Origin of the sequence: Sphingomonas sp. GC_Shp_3 (assembly GCF_026540945.1) — a bacterium.
GTDB lineage: Bacteria > Pseudomonadota > Alphaproteobacteria > Sphingomonadales > Sphingomonadaceae > Sphingomonas.
In genome coordinates this window covers 178,799-193,505 of record NZ_JALNUT010000006.1, presented here as the reverse complement: position 1 = coordinate 193,505, position 14,707 = coordinate 178,799, and the positions used below count along the sequence as shown (strand labels likewise).

The window sequence follows — 14,707 nt, the reverse complement described above, 5'->3', positions numbered from 1 at the left end:
GTGCCCAAGGGTCAAGCTGATCCCCTTAACATCTTTAAGTAGCATGTGAGCATATTCCCGCTTGAACAGGGAAAATACAAGCATAGGTCTTTTATAAATGTTATATAGGCAGATCCCCGTTGACCTTTGACCAGGATTACGTCTCGCTTTTTGGGCGAAGGATCTGAAGCCACATGTGTCGTGTCGCTGCGCCAGATCGACAACCAACTTGAAACTTTCCGTGCTGGCGAACGACCGAATTACCTCATGCCCGACGTTGAGGACGTCCACTCGCTGAATATGAGGTGCTACCTCTTTGATCCTTAGGTAAGCATCCAAGTCAAATTGCTCTTTTGGGTCAAGCACGCAATAGGTGGATTGGGAAATGTCCTGCTTCGTGATCATCATCCCGTCGTGGAATCTTGGTAGGTAAAACTGAGAAAAGCGATTTGTTGTCGTGGGTAGGAGGGACGGTTCGATTGTTGCTTGTGGCGCAAATGCAATGCTTACGGTTGCGTTCATGAGCTTGCCGTATTTTATAGCCGCATATCCTCCCATGGACTGCCCTATGGCAACACGTTGCGAGTATTTTTGTATAATATGCTCACACATTACCAGCGCTGCCTCAACATCTTCTGAGGGAAACCAGTTGGCGTATTTCGCAACAAAACCGATTGCCGGGTAACCCAGTTTATCAGATGGAGCTTGACCCCAAAAGGACACGCCGTTCGCGTAAGTGCCCATCGGAGAAAATAGTAGCATAAGCGTCTCACCCGGACCGTCTAAGTACAAAACCTGTATTTGCTCATTGTCGAACACTACGACTGGTCGTTCTTCCACTTCGTACTCCCAATACCGTCGAACGGGATAGCACTAGGCTAACGTTCAAACCAGCGATCAGCGAACAAAGAAAGTACCTTATTGCGCAAATCGCGCCGTGCGATGCTAAAAAGATAGGTTTCTTCGTTGATCGTTCGAGCTCCGAAGAGGCTGTGCTATCGTCATTCGATGAGCAAACGATGATCGAGCGCTTAGCGCAACCTTTCACGACCTGACGGTGGCTGATGGAGGAGAGTCCCGCGGAACTGGCGACATGCTGTCCGATGCACAAGCGCTGCTCCAGGCGGTGCTTGAAACCACCGAGGTCATGGCAATTGCCGGCGGCGAAGCTGTGCCTGCTAATGACGAGGCCATCCATTCCGAGGTCGCAAAAGATGTCTGGCGCGCAATGATCCAAGATGCACTGTCTAACGACCACGGTTAAAATCTATGATGCTAACCTGAACCAATTAATCCCTGATGCGGCGATAGTGATCGCCTTGGAACAGGAAGAGTCGGGGCTTAGAATGCTCCCGGCGTTGGCTTCATGGCCTAACTAGTAGGGAGCGTTGAACGTGTGATCATTCTCCAGCATCCATGCTCGTCCCAACATACCAGGGTAGGTCGAGGTATTGGGCGGCCCCTATCCTGCGCAGTATCGAGCGGAGGTCGGCCAAGCTATCAGAGAGGCGTGGCAATGGCTTGTTGGAGCGGCGCTCCTGATCCCCAGTTCGACAGACGCTACATCCTATGTGCCGAGCCGGCGCGCCGATCAAATCGCGACGGCTGCAGATCCTGTTGGGGCTCATTCATCGCAGGCGTTGCGCCGAGACGCCCTAAACGGCAAAATCCGTGAAGATGTTTGGCCGCTATTTCAGCGCGAATAGTTCGGCACGGCAGTTTTCGAAGCGATGAAGGCTGTCGAGGTGGCGGTACGAGCCGCGGCCGGGTTCGGAAACGAGATGGTGGGAGTTAAGTTGGTTCGTGGTGCATTCCACCCGTAGGCCGGTCCACTAACTGATGTTGCAAGCGATAGCGGCGAAGTGCCTTATGATGACCGCGTATTAGACGCTCACGCTTGGGCAAGATCTGATCTAACTGGCCGCGCCAGAGGGCGGGGTTGTCCCCGCTGCGATACTAAATAGTCTTGGCATAGCTCAGGACGCGTTCAATGCTCCCGCGCACCCGCGCTGTCGTTTCAGGCTTTGTGCACCAGATCGGCTGCAGTACGCTCAGGATGTTTTCGGTGCTCACTTGGGACAACGCCAAAGTGCGAAGCGGCGCAGCATAATGGTCCAATGTCATCTTCCACTGCGCCGCGTGCTTGTCATTGCGCGAAGGCTCGCTGAGGTTTCGAATTAGCTCATTTGCGCATTATCCGAAGGTGATCTTCGCCACCGGAAACTCTGGCGTTTAAGCCGCTGCCGCCTTTTTATCATCGCGCGCGGAAATGAGGTAAACCCCACGGCTCAACGCTTACCGAGCCTGCTCCGCCATGGATCGAGCGCTAGCTAGACAAACTTTGCTGAGCGATCCCACCCCCCATCTTTCGATCCCAGCGAAACATGAAGGCCCAACGACGACCGCCGCCGGTGGTGCTGAGATACAGACCGCCACCGTCTGCATACCGGTCTGGTTTGGAGATGTTCTTGATGAAGATCGCAGTTAGACGGTTGATACCTCTAGACATCGCTGCCCCAAAATTTGTCTCCACAGGAGCGTCAATGTTACGAGATGATGCAATACGAAAAAGACAGGCACAATCTAGATTGTTCTGACGAATGAACGGCTTTCAGCCGAAAATCTCAAATATGAAATACGTAGAAGGACGTTACGAGAACATTAGATACGATCCCTCCGTCTCCGCCAGTGCATACGTCGATCGATGCCGACACGTTCGTAGCAGCGCTGCTTTCTTCTCCACGGTCTCGGCTCACTACCAAGCGCCCTCGGCGCCGTCTCCCGATCAGGCTTCGCGCATGTCCAGCAGCGCGCGCAATCGCTCGGCATCGGCGGATGATGCGGGATTGTAGACGATCATCCCGAGTTCCGGCCGCCCTTCCACTGCGAACGAGGAGAACTCCATCGCGAGCAGCCCCGCGTCGGGGTGGTGGATGCGTTTCACACCCTCGCCGTGCGCCACCACGTCGTTATCCTGCCACAGCGTCTCGAATTCGGGGCTGAGGCGACAAAGTTCGGCAACGAGCTTGCTGGCCGCCGCACTGTTGTTCGCGCCCGCGCGCGAAACGTCTGCGCGGAAGGCGCCGACGACAAAGCGGGCAATGCTGTCCCAATCCTCGTTACGGGCTCGGACGTGGTCGCTGCCGAACATGAGGCGAAGGATGTTGCGTCCTTCGCGCGGCAGCTTGGCATAGTCCGTCAGCACCACCGCAGCCGCCCTGTTCCAGCCGACGACGTCCCACATCGCGGTCTTGATGATGGCGGGGCTCAGCAGCATCGCGTCGAGCACGCCCTGTAGTCGGGGGCTAATGCCGTCGACCGGCTGGTAGCGTGCCTCAGGCGGGTGGCCGAGCCCCAGCATGTAGAGGTGCTCGCGTTCCGGCTCGGTCAGCATCAGGCCCTTGGCGATGCGATCAAGCACGTTGGCCGATGGCGCGCCGCCGCGGCCCTGCTCCAGCCAAGTGTACCAAGTCGCGCTGATGTTCGCGCGGCTTGCCACTTCCTCACGGCGCAAGCCTGGCGTGCGCCTCCGGCCCCCGGCGAAACCGAATGCCACCGGATCGAGCCGCGTGCGTCGATCACGCAGATAGGTGCCGAGTTGATTAGGCGCATCGCTTGCCATGATCGATCCTGTTGCAAACTATACCATGATAACGAAACTACTTTACCATGTCCGATCGGTTCGGGATACGCCGCGCTGGCAAGAAGGAGATCCCGATGCGCGTATTCCTGACCGGTGCGACCGGCTTCATCGGCTCGCACGTAATTCCCGAGCTACTCGGTCGCGGCCATCAGGTGCTCGGTCTTGCCCGCTCCGACGCCGGCGCCAGTCGGCTCCAAGAAGCCGGCCTGGAGGTCCATCGCGGCGACCTCAACCAGCCGGAGACGCTCGCCAGCGGCGCAGCGGCGGCCGATGCGGTGATCCACTGTGCGTTTGACCACAACTTCGAGACCTTCTTCGAAAATACCAAGAAAGACGAACGCAACATCGCCGCAATGGGTGAGGCGCTGGAAGGCACGCAGAAGCCGCTCCTGATTACCTCGGGTGTCGGCATCGGCACGCCGTTGGGCGGTGGTCCGGCGACTGAGGACGTGCTCAACCCGCGCCACGCCAATCCGCGCATCGCGACCGAGCTTGCGGGCGCAGCGCTGATCGCGCGACGCATCGACGTGCGTACCATCCGGCTGCCGCAGGTGCACGACACCACCAGAGCCGGGTTGATCACGCCGCTGGTCGCCGAGGCGCGGCGTGCCGGCGCAGTAGCGTATGTGGGCGAGGGGCAGACCCGCTGGTCCGCAGCGCATGTCAGCGACGTGGCGAAGCTTTACGTCCTGGCTTTGGAGAAGGGTGAGCCGGGCGCGCGATACCATGCGTCGGTAGAGGAGGGCGTCACCGCACGGGCCATCGCCGAGGCGATCGGCAAGGGTACGGGGTTGCCGGTCCGCTCGGTCGCGACCGAAGAGGTCGAGCATTATTTTGGGTGGATGGCACCCTTCGCAGCGCTCGACATGATCGCATCGAATGCCTGGACGCGGGCACGTCTGGGGTGGGAGCCGACTGGCCCCGACCTCCTCACCGATCTCGCCGCAATGGAGTATCCTGCTCTCGCCCAGACCTGATCGATCGCCGGTGCTCGCTCGCGGATTTCAGGCGCTCTCCCGAGGAACGATGTTGAAGCCGACATCGACATGCCTTTCGATACCCGTCTCCCCCGCAGCCCGGCGACGCAGGATACGGTTCACCTCGGTTGCGATCCGCGACCCATCGATATCGACCGAGGTGATCGTCGGACGCATGTCGGCTGCAAGCCGAAGATTTCCGAACCCGGTGACGGCGAGCGCCTCTGGAACGCGCACGCCGGCCGCCTGCGCTTCGACAATGAGGCCTTGGGCGATCCAATCCGATCCGCAGACGACCACGTCGGGCCGGGTGGGCAGTGTAGCCAGGGCGAGGAACGCGGTGCGACCCTGGCCGAAGTGGCTCGGCACGGCGACCTCGAACCGCGTCGGCGGCTCGGCCCCTGTGGCGCACCAGCTTTTCTCGAACCCCGAAGCGCGCCGTTCCGAGCGCGCCGATCGCGGCACGATGAGGTGTGGCCGGCGGTAGCCCCGCTCGTGCAGGAAGTCCGCCATCGCGGCCCCGGCCGCGGCGTGCGAGAAGCCGACCGCAACGTCGATCGGATCCTCCGGCAAGCCCCATGTCTCGATGACACTGATCGGGTGACTGCGCAGGCGCTCGCGGGTCTGCTGGTCGGACACGATGCCGGTGAGGATGATCGCATCGACCCGGCGTGACAACGCCGCATTGATCTGCGCGTTGAGCCGGCGGTTGTCCGCACCCGTCAGCGACATGACGACGCTGTTGCCGTCGTCGGAGAGCTGCTCGATCATCGCCTCCATCGTGTCGTTGAAGATCGATTGCGCGATGTCCGGCACCAGCGCCGCGATCAATCGCGAGCGGTTTGACGCGAGGGCGCCGGCATTGAGATTGGGGAGATAGCCGGTCTGCGCGACCGCCGCCTCGATCCGCCGCGCCGTCGCGGCGGCGACGACTCCGGGGTTGTTGAGGAAGCGCGAGACGGTCGCGGTGGACACGCCGGCGAGCGCAGCGACGTCTTCGAGACGGGGAGCCCGAGCGATCATGCGCCGCTTCTACCCTTGCGCAAGCTTTGTGCAAGAAAGCGCTTGCAAGCGCTTACATCGTCGCATAGCTAGATTGTTATGTCTCATGACTATGATCCGCTCGCCGCTGAAAGCTTTGACAGTGCTCATGCCGACTACGCCCGGCTGCGCGAGCAGTGCCCGGTCGTGCACAGCGATACGTGGGGCGGCTTCTGGGCGCTGATGAAGCACGACGATGTCGCTACCGCAGCGACCGAGTGGCAGACCTACATCACCTCGCAGCAGAACGTCGTACCCAAGGTCGCGTTCACCGGCCGTCGGCCGCCGCTGCATCTCGATCCGCCGGAGCACACGCCGTATCGCCGCGCGCTGAGCCCGCTGCTGACCGAGCGGCGCATCGCGCGGCTCGAACCCGTGGTGCGGACGATCTGCCGCGATCTCGTCGCCAGGATGGTCGCGAACGGCGGCGGCGACGTCTGCGCCGATTATGGCGCGCACATGCCGGTGGCGGTGTTCGCGCACTGGATGAACCTCGATACGGCGGCCATCGACGCGCTGGTCGATGCCGGCCGGCGTTACAATGTCGCGGTGCAGTCCGCCGACATGGACACCACCAAGGAAACCAGCTCGCTGCTCTACGACATGGCGCGCAAGGTGGTGGCGGACCGTCGCGCCGCGCCGCTGCCGGTCGACGAGGATGCGACCAGCGCACTGCTGGCGGTGCGGGTCGACGGCGAACCGCTGCCTGAGGAGATGATTGTCGGTACGATCCGGCAGGTGCTGGTGGTCGGGCTGATCGCCCCGAGCGTGGTGATCGGATCGATCGCGGTGCATCTGTCGCGTCACCCCGATCTACAGGCGCAGCTGCGCGCAGACCCGTCGCTGATGCCGGCCGCCATCGAGGAGTTCCTGCGATTGTACGCGCCGTATCGCGGCTTCGCGCGCACCGCGACGTGCCCGGTGGCGATCCGAGAGCGCACCATCCCCGCAGGCGAGCCGATCGCTTTGGTCTACGCCTCCGCCAACCGCGACGCCGACGTGTTCGACGATCCTGACAGTTTCCGTATCGACCGGCCGAACATGAAGGATTCGCTCGCGTTCGGTCGCGGGCCGCACAATTGCGTCGGTGCCGCCCTGGCGCGACTGGAACTGCGCGTGGCGATCGAGGAATTGCTCGCCGCCGCGCCGTCGTTCACGCTGGCGGGCGAGCCCAAGCCGACGCGCTTCCCCGAAATCGGCGCTCTGTCGGCGCCGATCCGGTTCGGGGCGGCGGCATGAGCGGCGTGGTCCTCGCGGTCGGTGATCTCGCGATGGACCGCGCAGAGTATGACGAGAGCTTCGTCGCCACCCGCGACGTGCTCACCGCCGCGGAGGTGACGTTCGGGCAGCTCGAAACCAGCTTTGCAGCAGCGGGCGTGCGTGCTCCGCAGGCGCGCCATGCCGTGCTGGCGCGGCCGGACGGCGCCGCAGCACTGGCGCGCGCGGGGTTCGACCTGATCTCGATGGCGGGCAACCATGTGCTCGACTGGGGCAATGATGCCTTCTTCGAAACCAAGGCGCATATCGAGGAAGCCGGCATGCAGGTGGTCGGCGCCGGTGCCAACATCGCCGAGGCGCGCAAGCCCGCCCGCTATACTTTAGCGGACGGCACGACGGTCGCCTTCCTCGCCTATTCCAGCATCCTGCCGATGAACTATTGGGCGGACGAGCGTCGCCCCGGCTGCGCGCCGATGCGCGCCTTCACCGTGTACGAGCAGATCGAGCACGACCAGCCGGGCACGCCGCCGCGCACGCACAGCTTCCCGCACCGCGAGGATCTCGCCGCTCTGGAGGCGGATATCCGCGCCGCCAAGGCCGATACCGACGTGGTGTTCGTCTCGCTGCACTGGGGTATCCATTTCGTGCGGGCGAGCATTCCCGACTATGCGCGCGACGTCGCCCGGGCGGCGATCGCGGCGGGCGCGGACGCGATCCTCGGGGGGCATCCGCACATCCTCAAAGGGTGCGAGCTGATCGACGGGCGGCCGGTGTTCCATTCGCTGTGCAACTTCGCGACCGATCTCAAGATGGATGCAGGCCACGCAGCGTCGAAAAGCTGGAACGAGATCCGCGTTCTCGCCGAGGAATGGGAGCCGGATTTCGAGGGGCTGTATAACTTCCCGACCGCGTCGCGCCTGTCGATGGTGGCGCGCTTCGAAGTCGCCGGCGGACGCATCGTGCGCAGCGGATTCCTGCCGCTCTATATCGACCGCGACGCGGTGCCGCGCATCGTCGGGCAGGACGATCCGCACCATGCGGAGGTGGTTGCGTACATGGCCGATATTACCCGCGAGGCCGGGCTGAACGCCCGCTATGTCATTGCGGACGACATGGTGGAGATCGTCGCGTGAGCCGCCGCGCCTTCCCGCTCGAGGGGATCGTCTTCCTCTATTTCCTCGCGTACCTACCCAACGTCATCATCACCAAGCTGGTGACGACGCAGCCCAACGCGCGGTTCGGCGGGCCGCTCACCGGGCTGGAAACGCTGCCCGCCTCGCTGATCCTCAACCTGGTGATGACGTACGTCTTCATCTGGCTGTCGGGCTGGTACCGCGAGGCGAACACGGTGACGATCGCGGGGCGGCGCGTGCCGTTCCCGACGCGCTACACCTTGCTGTCCGCGTTCGGCACCGCGCTGGTGCTGTTCACCGTGCCGCTGTCGTTCACGTTCCAGGGCGTCAGCGTACCGTTCATCCAGTTGCTAATGCGTGGCGACATCCTCATCATCGCGCCGCTGGTCGACCTCATGTTCGGCCGCAAGGTGCGGTGGTGGAGCTGGACCGCGCTGGTGATGGTGGCGGTGGCGCTGTTCATCACCATCCATGCGCGCGGTGGCCTTGCGCTGCCGCCGCTCGCGCTGCTCGACGTGGTGCTGTACACGCTCGGCTACTTCATCCGGCTGGCGGTGATGACGCGGGTTTCCAAAACCGGCGAGCTCGCCACGATCCGCCGCTATTTCGTCGAGGAGAAGATCGTCGCGCTGCCGCTCGCGGTGGTGGCGCTGGCGGTGCTGTCGGCAAGCGGGATCGGCGGGCAGGCGGGGCAACTCGGTATCGGCTTCCTTCGCGTGTGGGGTGATCCGGTGATCTGGTCCTTAGTCGCGATCGCAGTGACGCTGACGATCATCTCGATCTTCTCGGCGGTGATCCTGCTCGATGCGCGCGAGAACGCCTATTGCGTGCCGCTGGAGCGCGCCTCCAGCCTGGTTGCCGGCATCGGCGGCGCGATCCTGCTGGCGGTCGGCTGGGGCCTCCCTGTGCCGAGCACGCTCGATCTGGTCGGCGCCGCCATCCTGATCGCGGCGATCGTCCTGCTGTCGCTGGCGCCGCGGTTTTCACGCGCGCTGAAGCCCGCACGCGCGGAGGCACAATAGCTCGAACACACCCTCCGGTACGCGCCCGATGGAAGGCACGACCGGTTCAGAGAGAGGAGACTGACATGCTTTCGTTCGTCGAACGGCGTCCTGCGCACACCTTGTCGGGCATCGCGTGTGGCGCGCTGGGCATCGCCCTTGCGACGCCTGCCGCCGCGCAGACCGCGCAGCCGGTGACACAGGCCGATCCCACGCCGACCACCGGCTCCGCGCCCGCCACGGCGCTGGCGGATGACGAGACGCAGCCGGCGTCCGCCAGCAGTGCGACCAACGACGACATCGTCGTCACCGGCAGCCGCATCAAGGGCGTCGCGGCGGTCGGCTCGGCGGTGATATCGGTCGATCAGGCGAAAATCGCGCAGGAACCGGTAACGTCGAGCGCGGATCTGCTGCGCCGCGTGCCGCAGATCGTCGGGCTGGGGCAGAACCGCAACGGCGGCACCGCGCAGAACGGTGCGGCCAATGCCACGCGCGGGTCCGGCATCAATCTGCGCGGGATCGGCACCAACGCGACGCTGGTGCTGTACGACGGCAAGCGCCTGCCGCCGCAGGGCACGCAGGGGCAATATACCGACCCTTCGGTGATCCCGTCGATCATGCTCAGCCGGGTCGAGGTGGTGGCGGACGGCGCATCGGCGATCTACGGGTCGGATGCGGTCGCGGGGGTGGTCAACTTCATCCTGCGCAAGAACTTTGACGGTGCCGAACTGCGCGCGCGCAGCGGCTTCACCGATGATGGCGCTTACGGCGAACAGCAGGTCGCCGGCCTGTTCGGCAAGAAGTGGAACGGCGGCTATCTCACCTTCGCCGCCGAATATACGCACAATTCGGCACTCTACGGCGCTAGCCTGCCGTGGTACCGCGACGACAATCGCGACCGTGGCGGTCGTGATCTGCGCACCACGTTCTGCAACCCCGGCACGATCACCTCCGGTGGCCGCAGCTATGCCATTCCCGCCGGCGGCGTAACGCAGGCGAACGCTGCTTCGCTCATCGCGGGGACCAGCAACAAGTGCGATTACAACGGCTATGACGCGGTCATCCCCGAACAGCAGCGGATCAGCACGGTCGCCAATTTCAGCCAGGATGTCGGTTCGCGCCTGCGCATCTTCGCGGATGGCTTCTATTCCTACCGCGACGGGATCACGCCCGGCGTGGGCGACACGTTCACCGCGACGGTGCGCAACACCAACCCGTTCTTCGTCGCGCCTGCCGCTGGCGTGACATCGGAGACGGTCGCCTATTCGTTGCTGCCCGAACTCGGCGCGGACCAGAACCCCTACCACGGCTATTCGTGGAACGTGTCCGGCGGCGCGGAGGCCAAGCTGTTCGGCGACTGGTCCGCCACGGCCTATTACCAGCACGGCGAGTCCAAGGACGTGTCCGACCGGCGTGTCGGCGTGAACGCGGCGGCGCTGGCGACGGCGCTCGCCGACACCAACCCGGCGACCGCGCTCAACGTGTTCGGCGGCCCCAACAACCCGGCGACGCTGGCGAGCATCCACGACAATTATTTCCAGATCGTCGGGGCGACCCGGCTCGATGTCGCGAACCTGCAATTCACCGGGTCGCTGTTCCACCTACCCGGCGGCAACGTCCGCACCGCGATCGGCGGGGAATATCGCAAGGAATATACCTTCACCAGCCTCGTGATGGGCAACAGCGCCGCACAGCGGACGATCGCTGACGCCGGCAGCCGCGACGTGAAGGCGGTGTTCGCCGAATTGTACGTGCCGATCTTCGGCGCGGCCAACGCCATTCCCGGGTTCCAGCAACTCACCGTGTCGCTCGCCGGCCGGTATGAGCATTACAGCAACTTCGGCGATACCAAGAACCCCAAGGTCGGCGTGACATGGAAGCCGATCCACGATCTGACGGTGCGCGGCAGCTACGGCACCTCGTTCCGCGCGCCGACCTTCACCGAAATCTCGCAGGTCGCGGGCGGCGCCGGACTCTATTATGATACGCTGCCGGGTGCGGCCGGCAACCAGACCGGTATCGGCATCGCCGGCGGCAACCCCGGCCTGAAACCGGAAACGGCGACGACGTGGTCGGCCGGTTTCGAATATGCGCCGTCATTCGTACCCGGGCTGATCGCCACCGCGACCTATTTCGACATCGATTACAAGAACCAGATCAACGCGCTGCGCGGCACGTCCGGCATCCTCACCAACCCGCTCTACGCGCCGTTCGTCACGCTGAACCCCAGTGCGGCGCAGGTCGCGGCCCTGATCGGCTCGGGCCTGCCGATCAATCAGGCGATCAACGCGTCAACGGTGACGTTCATCGTCGACGGGCGGCGGCAGAACCTTGGCGAGGCGCTGGTGCGTGGGCTCGATTTCGGGCTGAACTATGCGCACAGCTTCGGCGCGGTGAAGATCGACAGCGGCGTGCAGGGAACCTACTTCACGCATTATGGCTACAGCCCGGTGCCGGGTGCCGCCTTCACCAACGTCGTCAACACCATCAACTTCCCGCAGAAATTCCGCATGCAGGCGGATGTCGGCGCGACGGTGGGCGCGGTGCACGGGCGTATCACGCTCAACCACCTGAGCGGTTACGCCAACACCGGCGTGACGCCGTACCAGCGGATCAGCGCCTACGATACGGTCGACCTGTACCTCGGCTTCGACATCACGCCGCGCTTCACGCTGTCGGTGGATGCGCGCAACCTATTCAACCGCAACCCGCCGTTCGTCGATCAGGTGCGCGGCTACGATCCGCAATCCACTAACCCGATCCCGCGGCTGATCTCCGTCACCGCCGGGGTCAAGTTCTGATGCGCCGCCGCTGGTGTCTCGCCGGTCTGGTCGCAGCCGGCTGGGCGGTGCCGGCGGCGGCACAGGATTGCGCGAGCCTGGCGGGAACATACGCCGGCGCGTTTGTCGTCACCAACGCGGCGGCGGTTCATGCGAACGCTGCGCAGCCGTTCCAGCCGGATACGCCGGGCGGGTACAAGTCGTTGCCCGTCCGGGTACCGCTATGCCGGGTCGCGGGTACGATCGAGGGCAATATCGGCTTCGAACTGTGGTTGCCGTTGGCGGGTGCGTGGAACGGTCGGCTGCTCGGCGCCGGCGTCGGCGGGGATGCCGGCGTGTTCAACTACAACGACCTCAGCCGCCGCGTGGCCGAAGGGTTCGCCGCTGTCACCACCGACAGCGGCCACAAGAGCAGCCAGCCGCACTGGATGATGAACCCGAAGGTGCGCACCGACTACGAACACCGCGCCACGCACCTCGCCACGCAGGCCGCCAAAGCCATCGTCGCGCGCTTCTACGCGCGGCCGGCGACGCACAGCTATTTCCTCGGCTGTTCGGGCGGCGGGCGGCAGGGGCTGAAGGAACTGGAGGAATATCCCGCCGATTACGACGGCATCGTCGCGGGTGCGCCGGGGCCGTACATGCCGCTGATCTCGGTGCGGATGATGTGGTCCTCGCTGCTTCAGAAGCAGCACCCGGCTGCGGCGCTGAGCGATGCCGATTGGTCGTTGTACGAGAAGGCGACCTTTGCAGCCTGCGACGCGAAGGACGGGGTGCGCGACGGCGTGGTCGAGAACCCGCTGACGTGTGGGTTCAAGCCGGCCGTGCTCGCCTGCAAGACCGGCCAGAGCGGCGGCTGCCTGTCCGCGCCCAAGGTCAGGATGCTCGCCACCATCGTCGGCGCGATGCCCGATGAACATGGGCGGCCGATGGACCGCGGCCTATTGCCGGGCGTGCGGACGCGGCCCGGCCCGCCGTCGCCGCTGCTGCGCCAGATGTGGGCGGATGCGGTGCACAACAACCCGGATTGGGACGAGAACACGTTCCGGCGCAGCGCCGATCTCGCCGCCGCCAACGCCGCTATGCCGCAGTTGCGCGCCGACCGTACCGACATCGCGCCGTTCCTCGCGCGCGGTGGCAAGGCAATCATCTATCAGGGTTGGCAGGACCCTTCGGTCATCGCCGGACCGACGATCGACTTCTATCGCCGGCTTGCCGCCGCGCAGGGCGGGATGGCCGCGCTTCGGCAATCGGTGCGTTTGATGATGGTGCCGGGCATGTACCATTGCCAGGGCGGCCCCGGTGTCGACCAGTTCGGGGGTTCGGGGCAGGCCACCGCACCCAGCGATCCGCAGCGCGACGTGCTGTGGTCGGTGATCGACTGGGTCGAGCATGGCCGCGCGCCCGATGCGGTTATCGGCACGCGCCTGTCCGCGGGCGTGCCGGTGTTCACCCGCAAGCTATGCGCGTTCCCGCAGAGTGCGCGCTATACCGGCGGCGATCAGGCGGATGCGCGGTCGTACCGATGTGCGCTCGATCCCGTGCTGGCGGCGTACCGCTGACATGCTGAGCGACCGCATCGCCACGCACATCGCCGAGATGCCGTACGCCGCGCTGTCGCCGCACGCGCTCGACATGACGCGGCTGGCGCTGCTCGATGCGATCGGCGTCATGCTGGGGGCAAGCGGGCTGAGCCCGGAGGCGACGCCGTTCCGCGATCTCGCGCTGGCGAGCGGCACCGGGCCGAGCCTGCTGCTCGGCGGTACGGCGCGGGTGCCGGCGACGGCGGCGGCGTTCGCCAACGGTGCGCTCGCCCATGCGCTCGATTACGAGGATGCGTTCGACCGTGCGCCCTGCCACCCCAATGCCGCGCTGGTGCCCGCCCTGCTCGCGCTGGCGGAGGCGCGCGGCGCCACCGCCACGGAGTTTCTGGCGGCGATGGCGATCGGCTGTGACCTGACCTGTCGCATGGCGCTCGCGCTTGGCGCACCGATGGAGGCAGGCGGCTGGTATCCGCCGCCGATCCTCGGCGCGTTCGGCGCGACGGCAGGCGCGGCGCGGCTGCTCGGCCTCGATGCCGCGCAGACCCGGTCGGCGCTGTCGCTCGCTTTGTGTCAGGCGACCGCGCCCGGAGAGATCAAGCACAGCGTCGCCACTACGATACGCGCTGTGCGGGAGGCTTTTCCGGCGCAGGCGGCGGTAACGGCGGCGTTGCTGGCGCACAGCGGCGTGATCGGTTTCGAGTCGCCGCTGGAGGGGGAAGGGGGCTTCTATCGCCTCTATGCGGACGGCATGTTCGATGAAGTGGTGCTGCTCGACGGGCTGGGTGAGCGGGTGCACGGCGAACAGCTCAGTTTCAAGCGCTGGCCGGCCTGTCGCGGCACGCACGCCTATATCGAGGCGGCACTGCGCCTGCGCGAGCGTCTCGGCGGAGCGTGGCAGCATATCGCCGCCATCACCATCACGGTCGGCGACGTGCAGCGCATGCTGGTTGAGCCGCCGGCCCGCAAGCAGGCGCCCGCCACCGCGATCGACGCCAAGTTCAGTATCTTCTACACGGTGGCATGCGCGCTGGTGCGCGGCGCGGTCGGACTTCAGGATTTCGACGGTGGCGCGCGGATCGATGCCGATCTGCTTGCGCTCACCGCCCGCATGGCGGCGATCCACGACACCGCGCAGGTGGCGACCGCGTTCGGTGGCATCGTCACCGCCACGCTCGATGACGGCAGCGTGTTGCGCGAGGCGGTGATGGTCCCGCTCGGTCATCCCGATCGCCCGATCGCGACCGCGGCGCTGATCGACAAATTCGTGGCATGTGCGGGGGAGGCGGCGCTGCCCTACAATGCGACAGCGGCGGGGGCGTTGGCCGAACGGCTGCTGTCGCTTGGCGGCGATACCAACGTCGCCACGCTGCTGGCGCGCGATTGAAGGAGAA

General features: G+C 64.8%; 11 protein-coding genes. 8 read left to right on the top strand and 3 right to left on the bottom strand.

The genetic code is table 11. The features are described 5' to 3' along the window. A partial coding sequence (locus OXR00_RS13605; protein WP_267388803.1) for a hypothetical protein occupies positions 1–798 on the bottom strand: 798 nt, incomplete at its 3' end. Between the two features lie 274 nt (positions 799–1,072). Here OXR00_RS13605 and OXR00_RS13600 point away from each other — a divergent pair. Continuing rightward, a complete protein-coding gene (locus OXR00_RS13600; protein WP_267388802.1) occupies positions 1,073–1,243 on the top strand; it encodes a hypothetical protein in 171 nt (56 codons plus the stop codon). Between the two features lie 1,521 nt (positions 1,244–2,764). Here OXR00_RS13600 and OXR00_RS13595 read toward each other — a convergent pair. After that, on the bottom strand, positions 2,765–3,601 hold the full coding sequence (locus tag OXR00_RS13595) for a helix-turn-helix transcriptional regulator (RefSeq protein WP_267388801.1): 837 nt from the start codon (positions 3,599–3,601) through the stop codon (positions 2,765–2,767). Positions 3,602–3,696: 95 nt separating this feature from the next. On the opposite strand from OXR00_RS13595, the gene OXR00_RS13590 reads away from it, so the two are divergent. Beyond that, positions 3,697–4,599, top strand: coding sequence for an SDR family oxidoreductase (locus OXR00_RS13590; RefSeq protein WP_267388800.1), 903 nt, complete (start codon positions 3,697–3,699; stop codon positions 4,597–4,599). Between the two features lie 27 nt (positions 4,600–4,626). On the opposite strand, the gene OXR00_RS13585 is transcribed toward OXR00_RS13590, so the two are convergent. After that, positions 4,627–5,622: a LacI family DNA-binding transcriptional regulator gene (locus tag OXR00_RS13585; RefSeq protein WP_267388799.1), complete on the bottom strand. Its 996-nt coding sequence runs from the start codon at positions 5,620–5,622 to the stop codon at positions 4,627–4,629. Between the two features lie 78 nt (positions 5,623–5,700). Here OXR00_RS13585 and OXR00_RS13580 point away from each other — a divergent pair, with 78 nt between their 5' ends. The 6 genes from OXR00_RS13580 (at position 5,701) to OXR00_RS13555 (ending at position 14,700) form a co-directional block, all read left to right on the top strand. Then, positions 5,701–6,879, top strand: a complete 1,179-nt coding sequence (locus OXR00_RS13580; RefSeq protein WP_267388798.1) for a cytochrome P450 — start codon at positions 5,701–5,703, stop codon at positions 6,877–6,879. Further along, complete coding sequence (locus OXR00_RS13575; RefSeq protein WP_267388796.1) at positions 6,876–7,991, top strand: CapA family protein; 1,116 nt, start codon at positions 6,876–6,878, stop codon at positions 7,989–7,991. The genes OXR00_RS13580 and OXR00_RS13575 overlap by 4 nt, the downstream gene beginning before the upstream one ends. Then, entirely contained in the window at positions 7,988–9,013 is a 1,026-nt protein-coding gene (locus OXR00_RS13570; RefSeq protein ID WP_267388794.1) for a hypothetical protein, read from the top strand. The genes OXR00_RS13575 and OXR00_RS13570 overlap by 4 nt, the downstream gene beginning before the upstream one ends. Before the next feature lie 65 nt (positions 9,014–9,078). After that, entirely contained in the window at positions 9,079–11,793 is a 2,715-nt protein-coding gene (locus OXR00_RS13565) for a TonB-dependent receptor (RefSeq protein ID WP_267388793.1), read from the top strand. Further along, on the top strand, positions 11,793–13,334 hold the full coding sequence (locus tag OXR00_RS13560; RefSeq protein ID WP_267388792.1) for a tannase/feruloyl esterase family alpha/beta hydrolase: 1,542 nt from the start codon (positions 11,793–11,795) through the stop codon (positions 13,332–13,334). The genes OXR00_RS13565 and OXR00_RS13560 overlap by 1 nt, the downstream gene beginning before the upstream one ends. Next, the gene (locus OXR00_RS13555; protein WP_267388791.1) at positions 13,282–14,700 is read left to right on the top strand and encodes an MmgE/PrpD family protein; all 1,419 of its coding nucleotides are present in this window, start codon (positions 13,282–13,284) and stop codon (positions 14,698–14,700) included. Before OXR00_RS13560 ends, OXR00_RS13555 begins: the two co-directional genes overlap by 53 nt. Positions 14,701–14,707 lie beyond the last annotated feature (7 nt).